Raw genomic sequence first — 18,855 nt, 5'->3', positions numbered from 1 at the left:
CTGGCCCTGCGGGCCCGGCCCGATGCTCATGATGCGGCTGCAGGCTAGCCGATTAATGCCCTGGATTCAAGGGCCTGGCCGGTCCGTCGAAGCGGTGGCGTGCCCCGCATCCGGGTGTCAGCGACGATGCAGAGCGCGTAGCCGGAAGGAGACAATCGGGGTAATCAACACTGCGGCGGCAAAACAGTACAGGCCGATCCTGGGCTCGATACTGGCCATTTCGCCCAGGCGGATCAGCGCGATGCACAAGGCCAGGGCGAACACGTCGACCATGGCCCAGCGCTGGAATTCGATCAGCGTGGCGATGGCGCGTTCGCTGCCGATGCCGAAAAGTTGTAACAGTGACAGCGTCACAAGGGCGAGTTGGACCAGCATCGGCAGCAAGATGACGAACAGGAAAAAGCCCAGTGCCAGCAGGACCTCGCCGTCGGCCGCCAGCTTGAAGGCGCCGGACAGGACCGAATACTCCTCCTGCCACAGCAGCCACTTCTCCACCCGCATCATCGGCAGCAGCAGGCCGGCCGCCAAGAGCACCAGGCTGGCGATCGCCAGCACCGGCAGCATAAAAGAGCGCTTGCGCGGTGATGAGCGATAGCGATACTCGGGCCCGGCGATGGCGGCGATCACCATCACCGTGATCATCGACAGCAGGATCGCCGCACCGAAAACGTAGGCGCCCGACAGCACCGTGGCGTCGGCAATCAGGCCGAGCTTGACCGCGCCGGCGAACAGAATTACCACCAGCACGTCCAGCATCGACCACTTGCCCAGAGGCTCGATGATGCGCAGGCTGCGCCGCCGGTTTTCGCGCACGGTCGGTGCAAACCAGAGCCAACCCAGCGCGACCAGTTTTACGCCCGGGAACACGCAGGAAAACAGCAGGATGATCGATCCAATGACGATATCGCCGTCGCTGAAGTATCCGGCGATGCCGGCCATGATGGAATACGAGCTGTCGGATGCCAGCGAAGAACTGATTCTGACGATTGGCGTGAACAGCCCCACCACCAGCGTGATCGCCGAGGCGGCGATCAGCAGTGGGACGTCGACCCGGCGCGGGCGTTCACGAAACAGCGAACTGCGAGACTTTCCGGACACTTGGCCGAGGCCCTCGGGCAAAACAACCGGCTCAGCTTAGCCGCCCTTTGCCGGATCGCCAAATGCCCGGGTGATCAGGCGCTCGAGGGTTCGGCCACCGGTTCGGGTTCCTCGGCCTCCATGCGCAAGTAGCTGTCGAGTTCGTCGCGAATCTCGGGGATGATGTCTCCGGCGTGGGTGATGCGCATGTAGAAAATCGAGAAGTAGATCACCTTGACCGAATTGGTCAAACGGTCGAGCACCACCGATCCGAGCTTGCCCAGCCAGATGGCGATCAGCAGCGGTAGCCAGGAAAAGTGCATTTCGTCGGGCAGGAAGCCGGCCTCGACGTTATTGAACATTTCACGGGCATCGCCGGCATAGAACGCCGGTACGGCATCACCCACCCACAGGCCGAGCAGGATGGAGCCCACGAAGAGCAGCGCATAAACCGGTGCCATGATGCTGCCCACCGCGCGCGCGGCGATGTCGATGCCGAACACCCCGGCCAGGGTTTCGGGCACATTGTCCCTGAGCGTGCCCATGCGCGAGACCGAGTCGCGAATGCCGTATCCGTCGACCGCCGCCGAAGGCAGCAGGTAGTTGTTAACCAGGTCCCAGACTTCCTCGATTCCGCGCATGAACAGGCGCACCAGCATGCCGGCCTTGTTTGACCGGCGCGCCATCGACATCAGCCAGGCCACCAGGAGGTCGATCAGCGCGATCTTGCGTGCCGTCCAGGCCAGTTCCTTCACCCGCGATTTCGCCTCGTCGGCTGAACGCTTCTCGCCCTGGAGCGCTTCGCTGACCAGCCAGGCCTGGCGCAATTCCTGGCGGGTATCGTAGAAGTACCGGTAGACAAACAGCACGATCGAAGCGAACAGCAACAGCATGCCGGTGGCATTGGCGTCCACGATGAACGCTGTGATGGCGCCGAAGAACAGGCAGGTCAGCACCAGCCCGTAGATCGTCATGCGCACCCACGGCCGCACGATGCCGGGGTCGCGACCGACGATGGTGAAGGTGTGCTTGAGCAGGTAGGCGAGTTGTTTGAGCCGCTCGCCGAAGCCGGGCTTGCGCAGAGTTTGTTGCATGGCTGAATCGGAACCGGTTGAAACCTGCCCCATCCTACGCAATCAGGTCGTGGAATCTGCCACTCGCTGAAGGCCGGATTGTCTTCGGCCGCGCAGGGCCATGCGGCCAAGGATCGCCGCGAGGACCAGCAGCAGCGCACTGATCCCCCAGGCGGCCGGGTTACCGCCGTCGCCGGCAAACTCGAAGGTGTGCCGGACCACCACCAGGACAAGCAGTAGTGCCGTGGCGAGCTGCAGGCGGTTTCGGTCAACCAGACCCGGCACGGTCATGGCCACGACAATCAGGCCCAGTTGCACCGTCCAGAAGAGGGCGATCAGCCAGGCCAGCTGCTGGCTGATCGCCAGGTCGGCGAAGGCCACGGCCGCCAGGGCCAGCGGCGATCCCCACACGGTCGCTGTCCAGGCACGCTCGAAAGCGGGCACCGGTCGGGCTGCCTGGCGACGCTTGACCAGCCAGATGTTGACGCCGCTGGCGACAACCACGCAGGCAGCCAGGCCCAGCAGGCCGTAAAGAATCTTGACCGGCAGGCCGCCGAATGAGCCGAAGTGCAGTGGATAGAGGGCGGCGACCACCTGCTGACCGAGATCGCCATCGGACAGCCCGGTCCAGCCGCCCAGGTTGCCCTCGGCATCGAAGCCGACGTAGTCACCGAAGATCAGGCGGCGCGGGTGGTAGGCCAGGATCTCCACACTTTGACCGGCCGTGGCCGGATCGTGAAAACTGATCACCCAGGCGCGGGTGTCGGGGTGTGTGTTGGCGAAGTTGGTCAACGCAGCCTCGATGTCGGCCAGCGGTGCTGGTGTGTCGGCGCCTTCGGCTTCCGCGCCGAAGATCGGGTCGAAAAAGGTCTCGGTATCACCCTCGTTGACCACCGGCGCGAACACCGCAGCGACCAGCAGCGACAGGCCAATGGCCGCGCCGGTCAGCGCGATCACCAGGTGAAAGGGAAAGGCCCAGACGCTCAGTCGATTGTGCAGGTCGGCCTGGGCCAGGCGAGGCCCGGACTTGAGCCGCAACCGGAAGGCGTCACGAAACAGGCGCGGATGCGCCAGCAAACCCGACAGGCACAGCCCGGCCATCAGTACGCCCAGGATGCCGACCAGTGTCAGACCCGGCAGCATTGGCAGGGTCAGGTAGTAGTGCACCTTCTCCAGAAAGTGCGCGAACTCGTGATCGGCCTCGGCCACGATCCGGCCGTCGGCGTCGGCAAACCAGGTGCGCTCGCTCGTGGCTACCCAAAGCCGTGGGTTGGTGGCGGTAGGCAGGCCCACCCAGAAATGATGTGGCGTCCCCTCCAGTCCGGCCAGTACCGACTTCGCCGCCACCGCTGCGGCAGTCGGGGAAACGCTCTCCATCTCCGGCACCTGCGGCTGCTCCCAGCGCCCGAACTCTTCGTGAAACACCATGGCGGTGCCGGTCAGGCACAGGATGTAGAGCAACACGCTGGCGGCCAGCCCCAGGCTGAGGTGCCCGCCGAGCATGCGCGCGACCAGGCCGGAGGGCAGTTTCGACCACTTCAGGTTCATGCCGCCACCCCTGCCAGGGCCAGGCCGAGCAGGCCCGGCAAGGCGACCAGTAGCGTTCGCGATCCAAGGCTGCCTTCCATGGTCGACAGTACGGCAAGGATCGACCAGACAATCGGCACTGACAACATGGCGACAGCCAGCACGTTGGCGTCGCTCACCCCGATTCGCCCCAGGCCCAGCCACAGGGCCAGGCCGATGGCCAGCGCGGCGGCCAGGGCCAGCGGACCGGCCAGGCAGAAAATCCACAGCCGGCGCAGCAGCAGACTCGCGCCCCGGGTTTCAGCCTTCGGCAGATCATTGCGAGGTGTTGGTTCCCGCTTCCTGCGGATCGGCGCTCTCCAGGCCCGCCAGCCTTCGAACAGCGCCAGCGCCAGTCCGGCCAGCATGACCACGAGCACGGCCAGCGCCACACCGCGATCGCTGCCGCCAGTCAGCACCCACGGCGCCAGCCCGATTGCCAGCAGCAGCCAGCCGGCGCAGCGCAACGGCAGCTGCCGGCGGGGCTGTTGCTGACGACCCCAGTGCCAGGCCAGGCGAAGTGCCAGCACGCCGGCGGTGGTCAGTGCGATTGCGGGAGCGAGCGTCATGGCTGATCCATCTCCTTGAATCAGAACCGGTAGCCGACGGTACCGACCACGGTTCGGCGTTCACCGAAGAAGCAGTCGATGCGGGCCAGGCAGGTCGCCAGGTATTCCTTGTCGGTGACATTGCGGGCATTGAGCCGGAACTGCCAGGGCCCGGTCTCATAGCCGAGCATCACATCGTACAGGGTCTGTCCGGGCGTGCGAATATCGTCGTATCCATCCCAGGACTCGCCCACATAGCGTGCGCCGGCGCCGGCCTGCAGACCGCTGAGCATACCGGTCGGGCGCCAGCCGAGCCAGGTCGAGAACTGGTCTCGCGGCACCGAATCGAAACGGAAGCCGCGGGCGTTCTCGGTGTTCAGGCGGCTGGCATTGGCTTCGACGGTGAACTCGCCGAACTGGAGAATGGATTCGATTTCCACGCCGCGCACCGAAGCGACGCCCTCCTGTTGCGATGGGGCACCCGGGAGGCTGTCGGGGCTCGGCAGGTTGGACTGCTCGATATCGAATGCGGCCACGGTGACCTGTCCGGGAAAGCCCTGCGGCTGGTACTTCACGCCGATTTCGTACTGGCGACCTTCCTGCGGGTCGAAAGGCTCGCCCGTCAGGTTGTCGACGCCGACGACTGGCTCGAACGATTCAGCGTAGCTGGCATACGGGGCGATACCGTTGTCGAAGGTATAGAGTGCGCCGACGCTGAAGCTGAAGGCGTCGTCGTCCTGCGACTGGGTGCCTGTGTCGGTGGTGACATCGTCGTAGCGAACGCCGGCAGTGATGCGCCAGTTGCCGATGCTGATCTGGTCGTTGAGGTAGAGGCCCCGGTCCCGGGTGTGAGCTTCCGGGCCGTCGGTGAAAAACTGGTTCAGCAACTCGTCCGGCGGAACGTTGCCATAGGCCGGATCGAACAGGTTGATCCAGTAGCGGTCGCCCAGCGTTTCGTCCGGCCCCCCGGTGGCGAAGTCGTAGCCGAGGGCGTAGGCATAGGCGAAGTCGTTTTCGGTGGTCACGTCCTGGTACTGCGCGCCCATCATCAGCTCGTGATGGAGCGCACCGGTGCTGAAATCGGCGCGCAGACGTGAATCGACGGCAAATTGTTCCGATTGCGCGTCACTGTCATAGAAGGTGCGCGGCACCATGCCGTCGCGGTAAAACGTACCGTTATCGTTGTAGACATATCGGTCGCCGCCGATGAACGATGGCCAGGCTTGGTGATAGTCGGCCCCACCCTCGGTCCAGCGGCCAGTCACTTCCAGCGACCAGGTGGTATTGATGACATGGTCGGCCAATAGCGTGACTGAGTCCGTATCGGTGTTGTAGCGATCGAACTCGGGCTCGCCGAGGAAAGTGCTGTCCTCGATGAAACGGCCGTTGGCGGCCGGCTCGAGCACGCCTTTGATGGGCACGAACTGGGCGCCGGTGCGCGCGCGCGATTCCTGCACGCTGCCAAGCAGCGTGACATGGGTCATCGGGCTCGGACTCCACATGATCGACGGCGCCACCAGCAGGGTGTCGTTGTGGACGAAGTCGACCATCGTGTCGCTGTCGCGGTTGAGCGCGGTGACCCGATAGGCCAGGCTGCCCGACTCGTTCAGAGAGCCGCCGAAATCGGTGGCCACCTGGACATGATCGTAGCTGCCGTACTGGACAACGACTTCCGGGCGGATATCGCTGCGCGGGCGTTTGGTGACCACGTTGACCAGCCCGCCGGGCGAGCCCTGGCCGTAGAGCACCGAGGCCGGGCCCTTCAGGATCTCCACCTGCTCCAGGGAATACACGTGCGGCCGGGCATTGTTATAAAAACCGAATAGGGCCTGCAGACTGTCGCGATATTCGGGAACGTTCAGGCCCCGAACGCGGACCCAGTCGCCGCGGGTGGCGAAACCGTAGGTCTCGCCGAACACGCCGGCCGAGAACTGGTAGACGTCGGACAGTTCCAGCGCGCCCTTGTCGACGATGTCGCGCTGGGTCTCGATAGAGACCGAGCGGGCGGTTTCCATGATCGGCGTGTCGGACTTGAGTGCCGAATAGCGCGACAGGGCACCGACCACTGTCAGGCGCTCGATCTCGCGCTCCCGCTCGGCAGTCTCTTCGGTGTTTCGCTCGTCGTTCGACTCGGCCGGTTCCTGGGCCGCAAGCGGCTGCATGGACAGAATGCCGGCGGTCAGCATGGCCAGCAGGACGGTTCGTGGGGTCTTGGTTTGGGTTTTTGACATGGTTGTATGCGCGAGTGAGGAGTAAAAAAGCATGCAAATAATAATGCGAATGGTTCGTATATGCAATTCACTTGTGCTTCTGAAGATCTCCATTTCTGGTTGGCCCAACTGAATGGTCCAAGTCATCAGCCTTCCCGGCTCCGTTAGACTGATGCCTCCCAACCCACCCGGAATGCCCTTCATGAACGACTACGTCACCGGCTTGCACTGCAGTCTCGAAGGCGAACCCTACGAGGCTGGCAAGATTCATCGCCTGTCGGAGGCCGGTCGGCCGCTGCTGGTCGACTATGACCTCGAGGCCATCGCCAGGGCCGTCGACCGCGATGCCGTGGCGGCCCGCCCCGGCGGTTTCTGGAAATGGCGCGAACTGCTGCCGGTCACCGACTTCGAGCGGGTGCCCCGCCTGGGCGAGATCGACACGCCGCTGATCGACCTGGCCGAGGCGCCGGGTCTGACGATCAAGGACGAGGGCCGGCTGCCGACCGGTTCGTTCAAGGCGCGTGGCCTGGCCCTGGCGGTGGCGATGGCTCGAGAGCTCGGGCTCGAGAAACTGTGCATGCCGTCCAACGGCAACGCCGGCGCCGCCCTGGCCGCCTACGCCACGCGTGCCGGCCTGCAGTCCCTGGTCTACTGCCCGGCCGATACCCCCCGCATCAACATCGAGGAAACCCGTTTCGCAGGGGCCGAAGTGGTCGAGGTCGACGGCTACATCGACGATTGCGGGCAACAACTGGCCGAACGCGCCGAGCGCGAAGGCTGGTTCGATGTCTCGACGCTCAAGGAGCCCTACCGTCTCGAAGGCAAGAAGACCATGGGTCTGGAGCTGGCCGCACAGATGAATTGGCAGCTGCCGGATGCGATCTTCTATCCGACCGGCGGCGGTACCGGACTGATCGGCATGTGGAAAGCCTTTGCCGAGATGATGACGCTGGGCTGGATCGAAGGGCCGTTGCCGAAAATGTTCGCGGTGCAGGCCGAGGGCTGTGCGCCGATCGTGCGCGCCTTTGAAGCCGGCGAGCGATTCGCTGAACGCTGGGAAAATGCACATACCGTCGCCGCGGGCATTCGGGTGCCCAAGGCCGTCGGCGACTTCCTGATTCTCGATGCGGTGCGCGAATCGGGGGGTTCGGCGATGGCGGTCGGCGAGGACGAAATTGTTCAGTCCTGGCGCGAGCTGTGCCGTGGCGAGGGTGTTCTGATGTGTCCCGAGGGTGCGGCCACCCATGCCGCCTGGCGCCGCGCGGTGGCCGACGGCCAACTGGCCGCCGACGCCCGCGTGGTGCTGTTCAACTGCGCGACCGGCTTGAAGTATCCGCTGCCGGCCTGAGCCGGCTTAAGGAGCCGTCGCGCCCGTGCAGAGTTGTTCAGAGGCTCCTTAAAGACCGCGCCCGGTTTCCAGGTAGACGGCGAAGCTGGCCAGCCAGTGACCACCGGCGTAATGCTCGGCGCTGACCCCTTCGAGGCCGGCGCTGGCGTGTTCGCGTGCCGAGGCCAGCAGTGCTTCGCGCCGACTGTCGTCCTCGGGCAGGCCCGCGGCGATCCCTTCCAGCATCCAGGCGCGCGCCAGGTTGAGCCCGTCGATGTGCGACAGCTTGCCGTCGGCGCGATCGGTGACCACGGCCACCGGCAACCAGTCGTCCTTGCCGATGGTCGGCAGGAAGTGATCGAGCCAGTCCGCGAACTCTGCCGGGGCCATCAGCCGCCGCATGAAATCGGCCTCGGCCAGGCAGGGCGAGAGGAAATCGTGGCCGGAAGGCTCGTAGTGCAGCGGACAGTCGCGATCCTCCGCGTAGAAGCGATCAGCCGCGTCCTCGATTACGTCGATCAGCGCCCCGTCCTCGACCTGACGCGCGTAATCGAGAGCCAGCCCAAAGGCAAAGGCCGTCTGGTCGTGTTCGCCGATGCGGATCGGGTAGTGCAGTTTGGGAATCCAGTCCATCAGGCGACGCACCGCGGTCTTCTCCACCGGGCGCAGCCATTCGCGCCACTGATTGGCCTGCTCGTCGTTCCACTGATCGAGCTCGGCAACCAGCTGCAGCAGCCAGGCCAGCCCGTAAGGGCGCTCGAAACCGTCGCGGTCGGGATGCGCCATGTAGGCAGCCTCGGCCAGCAGGTTGGCCTCGGCAAAGTTGGCTGCCAACTTCTCGCGCGCGCTCCCGGCGAAGTCCGCCTCGGGAAACTGGCGGGCCAGGCGCACCAGCAACCAGTGGCCGTGCACCGACGAGTGCCAGTCGAAGCAGCCGTAGAAGGCCGGCGTCAGTTCTCGCGGCGGGCCGACCTCGTCGTCGCCGGCCATGACGTGATGAATGAGATTGGGATATTCCTGGTCGACGCAGGCAAGCGCCAGCGCGGCAAAACGCCCGGCGGTTTCGGCGTCCAGGGATTTTTCCGGCGCGTTTGCGCCGGCGGTGGCCGTCATCAGGGTTGCGAGCAGTAGGGCCGACAGGGTCGGCAGGCTGGGAAGAATTCGCATTGTGGCTCCAAGGTGTTGCAGCTTGGGTCAGCTTAACCTAAGCACTTTGCGGGGTGGCTCGCCGGGTTTGCTGCCGCTGGATTGGTTGACGCCACAGGTCGCTGTGCGGGCCTCGACACTTCAAAGGCGGTTTCGCCCGGCGCGCTTCGCGCGCTCTTGCGGCGAGGTACTTTTTTGTCGCGCCAAAAAAGTACCCAAAAAATGCGCTTAAAAGATGACGGTCGCGTCTCAGGAATACCTGGTCGGAGTGGCTTCACGGACTGTGGCTGGGGTTTTGCTCTTGCCCGGCTGCCGAACATGCTGGCTTGCGATAACGCCTGCAGCGGCCCGCTTCTGGCACAACGACTTCGAGCGGCATCCCATCCCGCAGGTCTGCCCCCAGCCTCAATCGAAGCCGACCCCGATCGAGGTCGTGCTGTCTGGGTGCGGGCTACGCCCGGACTTTATCGAAATCACCATGTTTCACGACCGAGCCCTCGCGAAGGCAGAAGCGGTATCTCCGTTAAGCCTTGGAGCCTTCTGGTCCTGCGGACCAACCGCGTCTTCTAAGAGCGTTTTTGGTGACTTTTGTCGCGACTGACAAAAGTTACTCGCCCAAAGAGCTTGCGAAGCAAGCCGGGCGAAACCGCCTTTGACTTGTCGAGGCCCGCGCCGCGGCCTGTGGCGTCAGCCCTTCCCGTGCCTGCGCAGCAGGCAGGCGAAAACAATCACCCCTGAAATGAAAAACCCCGCCAGCGGCGGGGTTTCTCAAACAGACAGATTGTGTCGCGGCGCTTAGATAGCGACGACGTTGGCTGCCTGGGGACCCTTGGGGCCGTCGGTCACTTCATAGCTGACCTTCGAGCCTTCCGGCAGGCTCTTGAAGCCCGAGCCGGTGATGGCACTGAAGTGCACGAAGACGTCGGCACCGCCGCCGTCTTGCTGAATGAAGCCGAATCCCTTTGCATCGTTGAACCACTTAACGGTTCCGGTAGAGCTGGACATGATGTCTTTCAACCTTTATTTACAAGTTACTAAGTAATGGTCGCGACCACGCGGCCGGACCGATCGTGCTGTAGAGGAACCGATGGTGGAAATTGAGGGGGTATAACGATGAAGGAATACGTTCAGTTTCGACCACTGCGGTGTTCTGCAGCTGGCGGCCACTATACGCGGGTCCAGCGCAAATAGCGAGCTTTATTTTCTGTTTTATTTTCAGTTAGTTGCGTGGGCCGGCGACGAAATGGTCCGGTTTCGGGCCACTGGAGCCGTGCCGGGGCGGGTGATAAGCTGAAATGCGGATGCCACCAGATCAGGGTCGTGGCCATGCCCGGCGAGTTGACACAATTGCTGCACGCAGCCAGCGACGGCGATCAGCCGGCGCTCAATCGGCTGGTGGCCCTGCTCTATCTCGACCTCAAGCAACTGGCTCATCGATGCCGCAAAGGCTCCCAGGCGGTCGACACCACCAGCCTGGTGCATGAGTGTTACCTGCGTTTTCTCGACAGCGGCGATCTCGCGCTCAACGATCGGGCGCATTTCTTCAACCTGGCCGCACGCGTGATGCGCCAGCTGATCTGCGATTTTGCCAGGGAACAGCTGGCCGACAAGCGCGGCGGCGGTGCGACGCATTTCGAATTGCGTGAATCTGACGCCGTCGAATACCGCGAGGCCGAGCACTGCCTGGCCGTCGACCAGGCCCTGGAACGCCTGGCCGAACTCCATCCCGATCGGGCGCGGGTGGTCGAGTGCCGCTATTTTGCCGGCCTGACCGAAGAAGAAACGGCCGAAGCCGTGGGCCGGTCGTTGCGCAGTGTGCAGCGCGACTGGCAGCACGCCCGCGACTGGCTTGGACGACGGCTCGAGGCATGAACGACGATTCGCTCCGACCCGGTGGCGCCCTGGAGGGCCGGCTTTTTCGCCGCTTTCTCAAGCGGCTCAGCGAGATCCGAGAGCCTGAAGTCGGGGAACGCATCGGCGCCTGGCGTATCGTCAGCGAACTCGGCCGCGGAGGTAGCGGTGTGGTGTTTCTGGCCGAGCGAGCCGACGGGGCGTTCTCCCAGCAGGTGGCGCTCAAGTGGCTGCGCGGCGACCGGCCGGTTCCGGATGGCCGGGCCGTGCTGGCGCGCGAACGCGAACTGCTGGCCAGCCTCGACCATCCCAACATCGCCCGCCTGGTCGACGGCGGCGAGACCGAAGAAGGCATGCTGTGGTTTGCCATGGACCTGGCTGCCGGCCAAAGCATTAGCGAGCACGCGGGTGAGCTTTCGCTCCGCCAGCGCCTGGCGCTGATGCAAACGCTCTGTCGCGCCGTCCACCACGCCCATCGCCGCGGTTTGATTCATGGTGACGTCAAACCCTCCAACGTGCTGGTCGACGAGCGCGGTCAGCCGCGCCTGGTCGATTTCGGCATCGCCCGGCTCAAGGGTGCGGCGCTGGGTCCGAGCTACGGCCTGACACCCGATTACGCCAGCCCTGAGCAGCGTGCCGGCGAGGAACTGACCACCGCCTCGGACATCTGGCAGCTTGGAAAATTGCTCGACGACCTGGTCGGGGGGCAACAGCTTCCGCCTGATCTTCGCGCCGTTATCGCACGGGCAACCGCTGAAACCCCCGACCATCGCTATGCCTCGGCCGAGGCCATGGCGTCGGACATTGCGGCCTGGTTGGCGCGCCGCCCGGTGTCGGCACATGACGGTGGTGCGCTCTATCGATTTCAGCGCCTGGTCCAGCGCAACGCGGCGGTCTCGGCCATCGTCGGACTGGCCGCGGCAATCATCGTCGGTGGCGGCGCCTGGATGGCCTGGCAGCTGGCCGAAGAACGAGATCATGCGCGTACCGAAGCCGAGCGGGCCGAACGTGCGCTGGCTGAATCAGAGGCCGCCCTGGCCCGCGCCCGGGCGCTGAGCGATTTTCTGGTCGATCTTTTTCAGGCCACGCGCCCCGACCGGCCACACGATGAATTGCCGACCACCGAGGAGATTCTCGAACGCGGTGCCGAGCGGGCAATGGATGCAAGCCTGGCGGGTCCGGCAGAACGGTTCGAGATGCTGTCGGCCATCGGCCAGGTCTACCGGTCACGCTCACTCTACGACCAGGCCAAGCCCTTGTTCGAGCAGGCGCTGGCGCTGAGCGAGGAAGCGCCTGCGCTGTCGGCCCGGGACCGTGCCCGGGCGCTCACTCAGCGCGCCCGACTGATGATTGCCGACGGCAGCCCGCTCGAGGCGGCCGAAACACTTCTTTTCCAGGCCGAGGCGGCGTGGGCTGATGCGCCATACGACTGGGAGCTGCTGGCGCGCATCCGCATCACGCGCTCCTGGGTCGAACGTCACCGCGGCCGTCACGACCGGGCGCTGACCATGATCGAGCCGCTGTGGTGGCAGATGCCGCCGCCGGATCGCGCTGATGGCGGTGTTCGGGCGAGTGTTCTCGATGCCCTTTCCGGACTCAAGGCCGCCAACGGACAACTCCGCGAGGCCGCCCGCTTTCGCGCCATGGCCACGGCGGCATTTCGCGAAGAACAGGGAGAGACCGGTCAGGGCTATGTTGTCAGCCTGGCCAACAGTGTCAGCCTCGAACGCAGTCTGGGCCATTTTGAAACGGCCGAGCGTCGGGCGCGCCGCGCACTGGCCATCTACGACCGCATTTATAAGGAGCCAGTGGACTATCGCGCCGCGCTGCGACGAAGCCTCGCCCAACTCCTGTTTCTGCTCGGCCGGGTCGAGGAGGCCTTCGAGGAACTGACCCGATCGAGTGCGGAATATGCCAGGGTCAGGGGGCTCGAGCCGGACGACTGGCCACTGCACTACAGCAATCGCGGCCGGTTCCATGCCCGCCTGGGGCGCCACGATCAGGCCGCCGCCGACCTCGCTCGGGCGCATGAACTGATGCGTGAGCACGACGAGCAATTCGATCAACGCCTGCTCTCGATCGTCGAGATGCTGCGCTCTTGGGCGGATTGCGGGGCGGGCAGGGACCCCGCGAACGCCCTGGCGAGGATCGATCGCCTTGACCCCGAATATTTTGATCACCCTCGGGTCGGCGGGCAATTCAGGGAAGCTCGTGCCAGCTGTCTGCTCCGCGCCGGGGAATTCGGGCGCGCCTGGTCCGAGCTTGAGCCGTTGCTGGCCTCGCCGATACCGCCTGGCAATGTCGTTGACGGCGCCGATCGCCGCATCCTCGCGGCGGACATCCTTGCTCGCCTCGATCGCCGTGAGGAGGCCAGCACATACATTGAAGAGGCCCGACAGGCATTCGAGGCCAATGGCCTGGCTGAGCATCCCGTTCTCGAGCGCGTCGCAAGCCGCGCGGGACAGTTCTAGAGCAATTGCCTGGCGGTTTTGATCGCCGCATTCCGATACACTCTTCGAGACTCATATAAAAGGAGATCGGCATGTTGCGTTGTCTGTGCATCTCACGACCGCTGGCCCTGCTGGCGACCACCCTGCTTGCCTGCCTGGCCTGGCCCGCGCTGGCGGGAGAACGCGCGGTGGTGTATTCCGCGGATGATCCCACCATCGAGTGGGGCCCTTGCCCGGGATTCTTCCCCGAGACCTGCCGCATCGGCGTGCTGAATGGGGATCCGGCCCAGCCCGACGCCGACATTTTCTTCAAGCTCCCGTCGGACACGGCGGTACCGGCGCATACCCACACATCGGCCGAGCGCATGGTGCTGGTGTCGGGCCGACTGGAGGTCGATTACGAGGGACAGGATCCGGTCGTGCTGACCCCGGGGACCTATGCCTGGGGGCCGCCGGAGCTTCCGCATTCGGCCAGGTGCCTGGAGGGCGACGAGTGTGTCCTGTTCATTGCATTCGTCGAGCCTGTTGACGCCTTTCCAGCCGGCGACTAAATTGCGTTGAAGAGGGGGATCTGCATGCGCCCGGGCCAGGCGCCCGGGGAGGAGTCGTCATGAATACACAACCTGAACACCACGGCCGCTGCATCTGCGGCGCCGTCGAAGTGGCCGTGCGCGGCGAACCGGCGGCCATGGGTTACTGCCACTGCGAGTCCTGTCGCCACTGGTCGGCCGGGCCAGTCAATGCTTTTACCCTGTGGCCGCCCGAGGCGGTCGAGGTGGTGAAGGGCGAAGACCAGCTGGCCGAGTACAGCAAGACGCCTGGCAGCATCCGGCAGTGGTGCCGGAAGTGCGGCGGCCACGTACTCACTCGCCATCCGGAAATGGGCCTCGTTGATGTCTATGCCGCCCTGTTGCCGGACCTGGATTTTCAACCCGGCGTACACGTGCATTACCAGGAGTCGGTGTTGAGAATCAAAGACGGCCTGCCCAAGCAGCGTGATGTGCCGAGCGAACTGGGCGGCTCGGGCGAACTGATGGCCGAGTAGCAAAAAACTGGCGGGTCGTCTTGCGGCAGGCCGTTTCTCTGGATGGACCCCACCACCCAGGGAGTGAACAGTCATGCAAAGATTCCTGATTCTGCTGTTCGGGATCGTCGCGTATTTCGTTTTCCTGCCAACGTTCCTCTACTTGATCGCCTTTGTCGGCAATCTCCAGACCACCGCACTGGCCGAAACTCTGCCGGCGCTGACCTGGCTCGTGCCACAGTCGGTGAGCTTTGGCCGCGAGACCGGTTCGGCTGGCCTGGCGATGGCCATCAACCTGGCGCTGATCGCCCTGTTCGGCGTCCAGCACAGCATCATGGCGCGCTCCGGTTTCAAGGCCTGGCTCAAGCGCAGCCTGCCGCGCTCGGCCGAACGTAGCGTCTACGTGTTGATTTCCAGCCTGGTGCTGATCGTGCTGTTCTGGCAGTGGCGTCCGAGCGGGCCGGTGATCTGGTCGGTGGAATCCGGCGCCCTCCAGACGGTGCTGTGGACGGTATTCGCGGTGGGCTTTGGTATCACCTTCATCGCTACCAATCTGATCGATCACCTCGATCTGTTCGGGCTCAAGCAGGTCTGGAGCCAGTTCCGCGGCCGGGAGGCTCAGCCGCCGCGCTTTGTCACGCCGTTGTTCTATCGCATTGTCCGACACCCCCTGTACTTCGGGTTCCTGCTGGCGTTCTGGGCCACCCCGTACATGACGCTCAGCCACTTGACCTTCGCCGCCGGCATGAGCGTCTACATTCTGATCGGCGTTCGCCTCGAAGAGCGTGACCTGGAGCGCTACCACGGCGAGGTCTATCGGCGCTATAAAGAAAAGGTGCCGCAGCTCGTTCCGGTTCCGGGAAAAGCCTGGCGCGAACAACCCGGCCGGGAGCAGGCAGGTGTCGGCAGTCACGGTTAGCTCGAGGGGTAAGCGCTCGTGTCCGGGCACCGCATTGGCTTGATCGCTCTTGCATCAGCCGGCGCGTTGTTCGCCGCAATCGGATCTATAAGGAGATGCGTTATGTCAGAACTTCGCCTACAACGGACTAAACCTTGCAGTGGTCGTGGGCTCTTGATCACCCTGGCGCTCGTGCTGGCGGTGCCGTCGGCTCTGGCCCAGCACGACATGCACGACGAAGCGCCGGTCGCCGCCGAAGCCGATATCGGCACGGTCGATTTCAGGGCAGATTGCGACGAAGCAGTGCGGGCCGATTTCGATCACGCCCTGGCCCTGATGCACCACATGATGTACCAACAGGCGCGCGGCGAGTTCGAGGCGATTGCGGCCACCGACCCGGATTGCGCCATGGCGCACTGGGGCATTGCCACCACGCTGTTTCAGCCCTTGTGGGGCACCACGCCCTCGACTGAGGCTATCGAGCGGGGGCGAAAGGCCATCGAGCGTGCCGCTGAGACCGTTGACAGTGAGCGCGAACAGCGCCTGATCGAGGCCACCGCCGCGTTCTTCGGGCCGGAAACCGACCGGCTCTGGAACCGACTTCCGGGCTGGATCGAGGGTATCGCCGAAGCCTTCCGCGCTCATCCTGAGGACCTCGACATCGCAGCGCTGTACGCACTGTCGTTGTTGACCGAAGCGCAACGAGCCGAGAATGCCGGCGCGCTGCATGACGAGGCGGAATCGGTGCTGGCCGAAGTCTGGAAGAAGGAGCCGACCCACCCCGGCGCGGTCCACTACACCATTCATGCCACCGACGCCGATGGACGGGCCGAAAACGCGCCTGACATCGTCGCCTCATATGGCGAGATCGCGCCGGAAGTCCCGCATGCCTTGCACATGCCGTCGCACATCTACGTGCGCCTGGGCGACTGGCCGGCGGTGATCGACTGGAACGAGCGATCGGCCGCAGCAGCGGCCGGCCACAGGGTTGGCGGCGCGCTGTCCTTCCACTACATTCATGCCATCGACTACTTGGTCTACGGCCATCTGCAGCGCGGCCAGGATTCACGGGCGGAGCAGGTCCGCGACGCCGCGTGGAAGAGGCACCCGCACCAGGGCAGCTTCCCGGGCGCTTTTCATCTGGCGGCCGTTCCTGCCCGCTTGGCCGTGGAGCGGCGCGATTGGCAAACGGCAGCGGCCGTCGAGCCGCGTACGCCCGACTACATTGCCTGGGACGAGTTTCCCTGGCCCGAGGGCATCAGCTGGTTCGCCCGGGGTTTGGGTGCGGTCCACAGTGACGACCTGAAAGGAGCGCGCGAAGCCGAAAGCCGGATGGCCGAGCTGGCCAGGCAGGCCGAGTCCGCCGCCGACCAGCGTTTCGCCGTCTACATCGAAACCGATCGCCGGATCCTGGACGGCTGGATCGCATTCGCCGAGGGCGACGCCGAGCGTGCCGTCGAGTCGATGCGTCGGGCCGTCGAGCTGGAGGCCTCGGTCGAAAAGCACCCGGTCACGCCGGGGGCGCTCTATCCGCCCGGCGAGGCCCTGGGCGACCTGCTGACTGCCCTGGAGCGATACGAGGAGGCGCTGGCAGCCTACGAGCAGTCCGACGCAGTCTGGCCGGGACGCCACAACACGCTGCGCGGCGCGCTCCGTGCGGCGGACCATGCCGGTGACGAAGAGCAAGCGCGCCGGTGGCGAGAACGACTCGCGTCGAGCGCGCCCGACAGCGAGCGCTGGGGTGATTGATGCTATTTCGGGTGTTTACGGCCGTGGTGTCGGCCCTGATAGCGACTGTGGCATCTGCCGGGATCGGCGAGTGGCGGGTCGGACCCAGCGGCGATTCAGCCTGTGATTTCAACGATATCCAGGACGCCATCGATGCAACCGCTGCCAACGACGGCGGTCTTTCGACGATCAATGTGCGGGTTGCCGGAAGTGCCGCCGATCATCGCGGCAACACCTATAGCATTAATGCAGCCGACTTCGACAACGTCGACACCTTTCGGATCATCGGCGGGTATGACTCTTGCGCGGCGAGCAGCCCAAGCGCTGGTGCGCAGACCGTACTCGATGCCGACGGAACCGGCCGGGTCTTTCACCTGGTCTACAACGCCAGCGATACCGATCCGGTTCGCACCATCGAGTTGGAAAATCTCGAGATCACCGGCGGTCTGGCGCCGTTCGCCGGCGGTGGCGTCCGCGTCGAGGGCCATTCCGGCCGTCACCGCATACAAATCCGCAATGTGCTGGTAACCGGCAACAACACGCAGAGCGTGGGCAGCGGTGGCGGCATCAGCATTGAGACCGACCAGGCCAGCGACAGCCCTACGGCCTGGGTCACGATCGGCCAGGGATCGATCATCCACAACAACCGCGCCGACGGCGGCGGTGGGGGACTGGCCTGCTTCAATACTTCCGGTGGCAATAACCCGCCCGTGCTGCTGTTCAACACTGCGGTGATTTCCAACCAGGCGGTATTCAACGGCGGCGGTTTGGCGCTGTCGGGCTGCAAGGGTTTTTCGGTCCGCACGGCCGGATTCGACAATGGTATCCGGCTCAACGTCGCCGGGTCGGAGAATGAATCCGGAGACGGCGGCGGCATTCATGTCGCCAACGGCGGCGAGCTGACTCTGGAGGCCTCGGGCAATGAGCGCTCGGCCGTGGTCTTCGGAAACAGCGCCGACAACGGCGGCGGCCTGGCGCTGATCGACGACGGCTCCACCGCCGAGCTGGTCAACACCCGGATCACGACCAATTCTGCCAACGCAGATGGCGGCGGCCTCCTGGTTCGCGAGGCCGACCTGACCATGGGACGTGTCGGGGGCGTGACAGGCTTTCCCGGCGATTGTCTGCCGCAGTTCGATTCTGCATCGCGCTGCAGCGTCGTCTTCGGCAATACCGCCGGCGGCGACGGTGGCGGCATCGCCGTGTTCGGCCCGGAATTCGGCCGTATCAACCGGGCCACCTTTGACCAGACTCTGATTCACGGCAACTTCTCCGACGGCGGCCTGGGCAGCGCCGCCTACCAATCCGTTGCCGAGGTAGTCATGGAAGGCGCGGCGGTCTTCGAGAACCAGGGCTCGAGCGATCTGTTCCACGTCGCCGACAGCGGGGGTCTTTTCATGAGCTGGAGCACCATTGCCGGAAACCTCGAATCCGATGCCGGCGGCCGCGTGTTCCGGCTCGAAGGATCGTTCGCTACGCTCGACTTCGACGGCGGCATCGTGTGGGAACCGGGTAACGACCTGGTGAGTGCGGGAGCGAGTGGTGCCGAGGCCCGTGCCGATTGCACCATCGGTCATCAGGCCGAGCCCGATTCAGGGTTCGACTCGACCAGTTTTTACAGTCACGTCGATCCAGGCTTGCGTGACCCCGGCGCCGGCGATCTGCGCCTGAACCTGTCCTCGCCGGCCGTCGATTACTGCAACGACGCGGCCACCTCCGCTCCGGCATTCGGGGACATGTTCGACAACGCGCGGGGTATCGCGGTCGATGGCCCGATCAAACAACCGCCCGACGCCCCGGGTGGGCCCTTCGATCTCGGCGTCCACGAGCTCCAGTCGCTGGAACTCGAGATCTTTGCCGACCGGTTCGAAGATAGCTGAAGCCGCGGCATCCCGGGCGGCAATATCAAGCCTGGGTGACGCCAGAAGGGGAACTAGACATGGCGCGACTCCGCCCG

General features: G+C 64.7%; 15 protein-coding genes. 8 read left to right on the top strand and 7 right to left on the bottom strand.

What is annotated here, in order from left to right:
- Positions 1-117: 117 nt before the first annotated feature.
- The 5 genes from G4Y73_RS09305 to G4Y73_RS09285 form a co-directional block, all read right to left on the bottom strand.
- Positions 118-1,098 (bottom strand): paraquat-inducible protein A, encoded by a 981-nt coding sequence (locus G4Y73_RS09305; RefSeq protein ID WP_164231359.1) that lies wholly within the window; start codon positions 1,096-1,098, stop codon positions 118-120.
- Positions 1,099-1,172: 74 nt separating this feature from the next.
- Positions 1,173-2,171, bottom strand: a complete 999-nt coding sequence (locus G4Y73_RS09300) for a hypothetical protein (protein ID WP_164231358.1) — start codon at positions 2,169-2,171, stop codon at positions 1,173-1,175.
- Positions 2,172-2,213: 42 nt separating this feature from the next.
- On the bottom strand, positions 2,214-3,698 hold the full coding sequence (locus G4Y73_RS09295) for a PepSY-associated TM helix domain-containing protein (RefSeq protein WP_164231357.1): 1,485 nt from the start codon (positions 3,696-3,698) through the stop codon (positions 2,214-2,216).
- Entirely contained in the window at positions 3,695-4,285 is a 591-nt protein-coding gene (locus tag G4Y73_RS09290; RefSeq protein ID WP_164231356.1) for a DUF3325 family protein, read from the bottom strand. Before G4Y73_RS09290 ends, G4Y73_RS09295 begins: the two co-directional genes overlap by 4 nt.
- Positions 4,286-4,305: 20 nt before the next feature.
- Entirely contained in the window at positions 4,306-6,495 is a 2,190-nt protein-coding gene (locus G4Y73_RS09285; protein WP_164231355.1) for a TonB-dependent siderophore receptor, read from the bottom strand.
- Positions 6,496-6,676: 181 nt separating this feature from the next.
- Here G4Y73_RS09285 and G4Y73_RS09280 point away from each other — a divergent pair, with 181 nt between their 5' ends.
- Positions 6,677-7,822 carry a threonine synthase gene (locus G4Y73_RS09280; RefSeq protein WP_205596583.1) on the top strand — a complete coding sequence of 382 codons (1,146 nt, stop codon included), beginning with the start codon at positions 6,677-6,679 and terminating at the stop codon, positions 7,820-7,822.
- 48 nt (positions 7,823-7,870) lie between these two features.
- On the opposite strand, the gene G4Y73_RS09275 is transcribed toward G4Y73_RS09280, so the two are convergent.
- Both G4Y73_RS09275 and G4Y73_RS09270 read right to left on the bottom strand, forming a co-directional pair.
- On the bottom strand, positions 7,871-8,968 hold the full coding sequence (locus G4Y73_RS09275) for a DUF2891 domain-containing protein (protein ID WP_205596582.1): 1,098 nt from the start codon (positions 8,966-8,968) through the stop codon (positions 7,871-7,873).
- A 774-nt stretch (positions 8,969-9,742) separates the two neighbouring features.
- On the bottom strand, positions 9,743-9,952 hold the full coding sequence (locus G4Y73_RS09270) for a cold-shock protein (protein WP_164231354.1): 210 nt from the start codon (positions 9,950-9,952) through the stop codon (positions 9,743-9,745).
- Between the two features lie 321 nt (positions 9,953-10,273).
- Between G4Y73_RS09270 and G4Y73_RS09265 the strand changes: the two genes are divergently transcribed.
- The 7 genes from G4Y73_RS09265 to G4Y73_RS09235 all read left to right on the top strand — a co-directional run bounded on the left by G4Y73_RS09265 (position 10,274) and on the right by G4Y73_RS09235 (position 18,778).
- The gene (locus tag G4Y73_RS09265; RefSeq protein WP_164231353.1) at positions 10,274-10,819 is read left to right on the top strand and encodes an ECF-type sigma factor; all 546 of its coding nucleotides are present in this window, start codon (positions 10,274-10,276) and stop codon (positions 10,817-10,819) included.
- Positions 10,816-13,269, top strand: a complete 2,454-nt coding sequence (locus G4Y73_RS09260) for a protein kinase (RefSeq protein WP_164231352.1) — start codon at positions 10,816-10,818, stop codon at positions 13,267-13,269. The genes G4Y73_RS09265 and G4Y73_RS09260 overlap by 4 nt, the downstream gene beginning before the upstream one ends.
- Positions 13,270-13,340: 71 nt before the next feature.
- Positions 13,341-13,799, top strand: a complete 459-nt coding sequence (locus tag G4Y73_RS09255; protein WP_164231351.1) for a cupin domain-containing protein — start codon at positions 13,341-13,343, stop codon at positions 13,797-13,799.
- Between the two features lie 59 nt (positions 13,800-13,858).
- A complete protein-coding gene (locus tag G4Y73_RS09250) occupies positions 13,859-14,293 on the top strand; it encodes a GFA family protein (protein WP_164231350.1) in 435 nt (144 codons plus the stop codon).
- Between the two features lie 73 nt (positions 14,294-14,366).
- Positions 14,367-15,191, top strand: coding sequence for a methanethiol S-methyltransferase (gene mddA / locus G4Y73_RS09245; protein WP_164231349.1), 825 nt, complete (start codon positions 14,367-14,369; stop codon positions 15,189-15,191).
- Between the two features lie 102 nt (positions 15,192-15,293).
- A complete protein-coding gene (locus G4Y73_RS09240) occupies positions 15,294-16,919 on the top strand; it encodes a hypothetical protein (RefSeq protein ID WP_240451267.1) in 1,626 nt (541 codons plus the stop codon).
- Positions 16,916-18,778, top strand: coding sequence for a hypothetical protein (locus G4Y73_RS09235; protein ID WP_164231348.1), 1,863 nt, complete (start codon positions 16,916-16,918; stop codon positions 18,776-18,778). Before G4Y73_RS09240 ends, G4Y73_RS09235 begins: the two co-directional genes overlap by 4 nt.
- Positions 18,779-18,855: the final 77 nt, after the last annotated feature.

This window comes from Wenzhouxiangella sp. XN201 (assembly GCF_011008905.1).
Lineage (GTDB): Bacteria > Pseudomonadota > Gammaproteobacteria > Xanthomonadales > Wenzhouxiangellaceae > Wenzhouxiangella.
The sequence above is the reverse complement of the archived record's forward strand: the minus strand, read 5'-3'. Positions and strand labels throughout refer to the sequence as shown.

Excerpts from the sequence above, each read along its gene's own strand:
- G4Y73_RS09280 (WP_205596583.1), top strand. The coding sequence starts at position 6,677 with ATGAACGACTACGTCACCGGCTTGCACTGCAGTCTCGAAGGCGAACCC.
- G4Y73_RS09255 (WP_164231351.1), top strand. The coding sequence starts at position 13,341 with ATGTTGCGTTGTCTGTGCATCTCACGACCGCTGGCCCTGCTGGCGACC.
- G4Y73_RS09240 (WP_240451267.1), top strand. The coding sequence starts at position 15,294 with ATGTCAGAACTTCGCCTACAACGGACTAAACCTTGCAGTGGTCGTGGG.
- G4Y73_RS09275 (WP_205596582.1), bottom strand. The coding sequence starts at position 8,968 with ATGCGAATTCTTCCCAGCCTGCCGACCCTGTCGGCCCTACTGCTCGCA.
- mddA (WP_164231349.1), top strand. The coding sequence starts at position 14,367 with ATGCAAAGATTCCTGATTCTGCTGTTCGGGATCGTCGCGTATTTCGTT.
- G4Y73_RS09260 (WP_164231352.1), top strand. The coding sequence starts at position 10,816 with ATGAACGACGATTCGCTCCGACCCGGTGGCGCCCTGGAGGGCCGGCTT.
- G4Y73_RS09265 (WP_164231353.1), top strand. The coding sequence starts at position 10,274 with ATGCCCGGCGAGTTGACACAATTGCTGCACGCAGCCAGCGACGGCGAT.
- G4Y73_RS09270 (WP_164231354.1), bottom strand. The coding sequence starts at position 9,952 with ATGTCCAGCTCTACCGGAACCGTTAAGTGGTTCAACGATGCAAAGGGA.
- G4Y73_RS09295 (WP_164231357.1), bottom strand. The coding sequence starts at position 3,698 with ATGAACCTGAAGTGGTCGAAACTGCCCTCCGGCCTGGTCGCGCGCATG.
- G4Y73_RS09290 (WP_164231356.1), bottom strand. The coding sequence starts at position 4,285 with ATGACGCTCGCTCCCGCAATCGCACTGACCACCGCCGGCGTGCTGGCA.
- G4Y73_RS09250 (WP_164231350.1), top strand. The coding sequence starts at position 13,859 with ATGAATACACAACCTGAACACCACGGCCGCTGCATCTGCGGCGCCGTC.
- G4Y73_RS09285 (WP_164231355.1), bottom strand. The coding sequence starts at position 6,495 with ATGTCAAAAACCCAAACCAAGACCCCACGAACCGTCCTGCTGGCCATG.
- G4Y73_RS09300 (WP_164231358.1), bottom strand. The coding sequence starts at position 2,171 with ATGCAACAAACTCTGCGCAAGCCCGGCTTCGGCGAGCGGCTCAAACAA.